General features: G+C 70.6%; 2 protein-coding genes. Both read right to left on the reverse strand.

Annotation, left to right across the window (positions count from 1 at the left end; all coding sequences use genetic code 11):
• The coding region (locus JK363_RS40855; protein WP_201883397.1) for a type I polyketide synthase at window positions 1-1,762 on the reverse strand (1,762 nt) is incomplete at its 3' end.
• A gap of 14 nt (window positions 1,763-1,776) precedes the next feature.
• A partial coding sequence (locus JK363_RS40860; RefSeq protein WP_201883398.1) for an SDR family NAD(P)-dependent oxidoreductase occupies window positions 1,777-4,918 on the reverse strand: 3,142 nt, incomplete at its 5' end.

The following is a 4,918-nucleotide window of genomic DNA, read 5'->3' on the forward strand; positions in this document are numbered from 1 at the left end:
CCTGATCGAACACCGGGAACGCCCCGGCCAGCTCCAGACCCATCCCCGAACGCTGCGAACCCTGACCGGTGAACAGAAACGCCGACTTACCCCCAACAGCGGCCTCGCCTGCCGCCAACTCGGCCAGCCGCGCCATCAGTTCGTCCCGGCCATCGGCCACCACCACGGCCCGGCGGTCCAGCAGTGCCCGAGTTGTCGCGGACGAGAAGCCGATGTTGGCGACGGACACCTCCGCGTCGGCGGCCACGCGCTGCCGCAGCCGCTCGGCCTGCACCCGCAGCGCCGCGTCATTACGGGCGGACAGAAGCACCGGCACCGATCCGGCGGGCCGGACCACATCGACCGGAGCGTCCTCGGACGGCTCCTCCGCGGGCGCCTGCTCCACGATGATGTGCGCGTTGGTGCCACTCACGCCGAACGACGACACGGCGGCGCGGCGCGGACGGTCCTCAACCCGCCACTCCCGAGCCTCGGTCAACAGCCGGACCTGGCCTGACTCCCAGTCGACGTGCGGTGACGGCTCATCGACATGCAGGGTGGGCGGCAGCACACCGTGCCGCATCGCCATGACCATCTTGATGACACCCGCGACACCGGCGGCGGTCGAGGTGTGACCGATGTTCGACTTGATGGACCCCAGCCACAGCGGATCGCCGTCGCGGTCCTGGCCGTACGTCGCCAGCAGAGCCTGCGCCTCGATGGGGTCACCGAGCACGGTTCCCGTGCCATGGCCCTCAACTGCGTCCACATCGGACGGCGACAGCCCCGCGTTCTCGAGGGCCCGACGGATGACCCGCTCCTGCGACGGACCGTTGGGCGCGGTCAGACCGTTGCTGGCGCCGTCCTGGTTCACCGCGCTGCCCCGGATCAGACCGAGGATCGTCCGCCCGTTGCGCTGGGCGTCCGAGAGCCGCTCCAGCACCACCAGACCGAGACCGTCGGAGAACCCGGTGCCGTCCGCGGACGCCGAGTACGCCTTGCACCGCCCGTCGGGAGCAAGACCGCGCTGCCGGCTGAACTCCATGTGCAGGAACGGACCGGCCAGCACGGTGACACCACCGGCGAGCGCCAATGAGCACTCGCCCGCCCGCAGCGCGGTGATCGCCAGGTGCAGGGCGACGGCGGAGGCGGAACAGGCGGTGTCCACGGACACGGCCGGGCCCTCAAGACCGAGGCTGTAGGCGATACGGCCGGACACCACGCTGGTGGTGGAACCGGTCAGGCGGAAGCCCTCGATCTGGGGCAGGGTTCCCGCGGGCATCGACGCGTAGTCGGACGGGCCGACACCGCAGAACACACCGGTGTTGCTGCCGCGCAGCCGGTTCGGATCGATGCCGGCGTCCTCCAACGCCTCCCACGATGCCTCCAGCAGCAGGCGCTGCTGCGGATCCATCGCGGTCGCCTCGCGCGGGCTGATCCCGAAGAAGTCGGCGTCGAACTCGGCAGCGCCGTCGACGAACCCACCCTCCCTGGTGTACACGGTGCCGAGCCGGTCCGGGTCCGGATCGTAGAGCCGCTCCAGGTCCCAACCGCGGTCGGTGGGGAAGGGACCGATGGCGTCGCGGCCCGTGGCCACGAGCTCCCACAGCTCCTCCGGCGAGGTCACCCCACCCGGGTAGCGGCAGCTCATGCCGACGATCGCAAGGGGCTCCCCGTCACGGGACTCGTACTCGCGGAGCTGCGCACGGGCCTGGTTGAGGTCGCTCGCCATCTTCTTGAGATAGCGGGCGATCTTCTCCTGCTGATCGGTGTTCTCTGCCATTTCCGCGCCCCTCGTCACGCTTCGCCGAACTCGGCGTCGATCATTTGGAAGACCTCGTCCATCGTTGTGGCCGCTTCGATGCGCTCGGCCGTGCTCTCCGCTTCGTCGTCGTCGGCGACGACGGACAACAGGCGGCGCAGACGCTCGGCCACTTGGCGCCGGTCGTCTTCGGCGATCGTGGCGAGCATGTCCTCCAGCTTCTTGAGTTCCTTGTGGATGGGTGGTTCGGCGGCTGCGACACCGCCGAATTCGGCGAGCAGCAGGCGCGCGATCTCCGCGGGTGTGGGGTAGTCGAACACCAACGTGGCGGGCAGGCGCACACCGGTGGCCTGAGTCAGTCGGTTGCGCAGGTCGACGGCGCCGAGCGAGTCGAAGCCGATTTCCTGGAAGGCGCGTTCGGGTTCGATGGCAGCGGCCGAGGCGTGTCCGAGCACGGCCGCCACTTGGCCACAGACCATGTCCAGGATGACCTGCTCCCGGTCCTCCGCGGCGACTCCGGCCAGCTGGTCACGCAGGGACACCGTGGTGGTCTCCACACGCCGGGCCGGGACGGGTGCCAGCCCGCGCAGGACGGCCGGGATCGACCCGGCCCTGGCCTGGGCACGCAACACCGCGGTGTCCAGCCGGACCGGCGCCAGCAGCGCCACGTCCGACGTCAGGGCCTCGTCGAACAGACCGAGACCCAACTCGGTCGTCAACGCCTTGGCGCCCATACGCTCCAGCCGGGCCAACTCCCCCTGACCGAGCTGTGCGGCCATACCCGCGGCCTCCGACCACAGACCCCACGCCAGCGAGGTGGCGGGAAGCCCCACGGCCCGGCGAGACGCGGCCAGCGCGTCCAGCGCGGCGTTGGCCGACGCGTAGTTGCCCTGGCCGGGGCTGCCGATGAGGGCGGCCACCGACGAGAAGAGCACGAACGTGGAGAGGTCGGCGTCAGCGGTCAGCTCGTGCAGATGCCACGCCGCGTCCAGCTTGGGCCGCATCACTCGTTCGATGTGCTCCGGCGACAGCGACTCGATCACACCGTCGTCGAGCACACCGGCCGCATGCACCACTCCGATGAGCGGACGCTCCACCGATCCCAGTGCGGCAGCCAGTTGCTCCCGGTCGGCCACATCACACGCCACGACCCGGGCAGCACACCCCAGGGTCTCCAACTCCGCCACCAACTCGGCGACACCATCGGCGTTCGGGCCCCTGCGGCTGAGCAGCAACAGATGACGCACATCGTGCATGGTGGCGAGATGACGGGCGAACACCGCGCCCAGACCACCCGTACCACCGGTGATCACCACAGTGCCCTCGGAGTCGAACGCCGTCGTCGACTCACCGGTGGCGGCCGTACGCGACAGCCTCGGCGTCAGCAACCGTCCGCCGCGCACCGCGAGCTGCGGCTCGTCCGTCTCGAGCACCGCGCCCCAGTCCGGCTCATCGCCCTCGAGGTCCACCAGGACGAACCGCCCCGGGTGCTCCGATTGGGCGCTCCGCAGCAGACCCCACATCGCCGCCTGGGCGACAGCGGGGGCCTCACCATCGATGGACACCGCACCACGGGTCACCACGACCAGCCGGGACTCGCCCAGCCACTCGCTGGCCAGCCATTTCTGTACCAGCTCCAACGCCTCACCGGCGGCAGCTCGGGCCGCCCCGGCCACGTCACCGTCCGGTGTGCCGACCGCGGCCAGCACCACGTCGGGCGCACTCGCACCGTCGGCCAGAGCCTTCTCCAGCGTGGCCAGATCGGCGAACCGGTCCACCGACCCACCACCGATCTCGCCGAGCGCGGCGAAACCGACGGGCCGTGCCGCGGCGGCCTTCGCGGGGACCCAGTCCATCTCGTAGAGGTGGCGTTCGCCGTCCTGCCGCGCGGCTTCCAGATGCGCCTGTTCCACCGGGCGGACGTCGAGCCGCCGCAGGCAGGCGAGCGGCAGACCGTCGTCGCCCGCGATGTCGAGCCGCAGGGAGGTCGGGTCCGGCAAGGTGATCCGCACCCGGACGCGGGTGAGCCCGAAGCGCTCCAACTGCACACCGGACCAGGAGAACGGCAGCCCGCTGGGGTTGTCCTCACCCATGTCGAGCATGCCGAGCCCGCCGTGCAGTGCGGAGTCGAACATCGCCGGGTGGATGGCGAACCCGTCGGCCGGGCCGGCCACTTCGGGCAGTGCCAGTTCGACGAGGACCTCGTCGCTCCGGCGCCAGGCGGACTGCACGGCGCGGAAGGCCGGGCCGTAGTCGAAGCCCACGTCGGTCAGGTGGGCATTCCGGTTGAGCAGCGTGTACAGCTCGGACACGGCGAGGGACTCGGCATCCGCGGGCGGCCACGGGGCGGGCAGCGCCTCCAGAGGCTCGGACTTGGCGGAGAGCCAGCCGCGGGCGTGGCAGGTCAGCTCGGTGGCTTCGTCCTCGCCCGCCTCGATCCGGGAGAAGAAGGCGATCTCGCGACGGCCGTCCTCACCGGCCTGACCGACCGTGACCCGGATCTGCCGGGTGACGTGGTCCTCCAGGACCAGGGGCGCGGCGATGACCAGCTCGTCCACAACATCGCTGCCCAGCCGCCTGCCGATGGTCAGTGCCATCTCGACCATCGCGGCGCCGGGCACCAGCACGATGCCGAACACCATGTGGTCGCGAGTCCACGGCTGGGTCTCCTGGGACATGCTGCCGGTGAACACCCACTCGTCGCGGTCACCGACCTGCACGGCCGCGGCCAGGATCGGGTGCCTCATCCGGTCCAGACCGGCAGCCGCGGCATCACCGGCGCCGGGCTTGCGGGAGAGCCAGTAGTTCTCGCGCTGGAAGGCGTAGGTGGGCAGATCCACGTGCCGGGCACCGGTGTTGGCGTAGAAGGCGTTCCAGTCCACCTCCACACCCGCGGTGTGGGCGCGGCCGAGGAAGCCGGCGAAGGTCTCCCGCTCGCCGTGCTTGGCCCGCAGAGCGGGGATGAACGCGGCCTCGGTGTCATCCTCCACGCACTGCCGCGCCATCGCCGTCAGGACGGCATCGGGGCCCAGCTCCAGGAACCGCCGCACACCCAGATCCCACAGCGTCCGCACACCATCGGCGAACCGGACCGCCTGACGGACATGACGCACCCAGTAGTCGGCGTCGAACGCCGACACCAGCTCACCGGACACATTGGAGACAACCGGGATGCGG

Source organism: Streptomyces coffeae (genome assembly GCF_016741875.1).
GTDB lineage: Bacteria > Actinomycetota > Actinomycetes > Streptomycetales > Streptomycetaceae > Streptomyces > Streptomyces coffeae.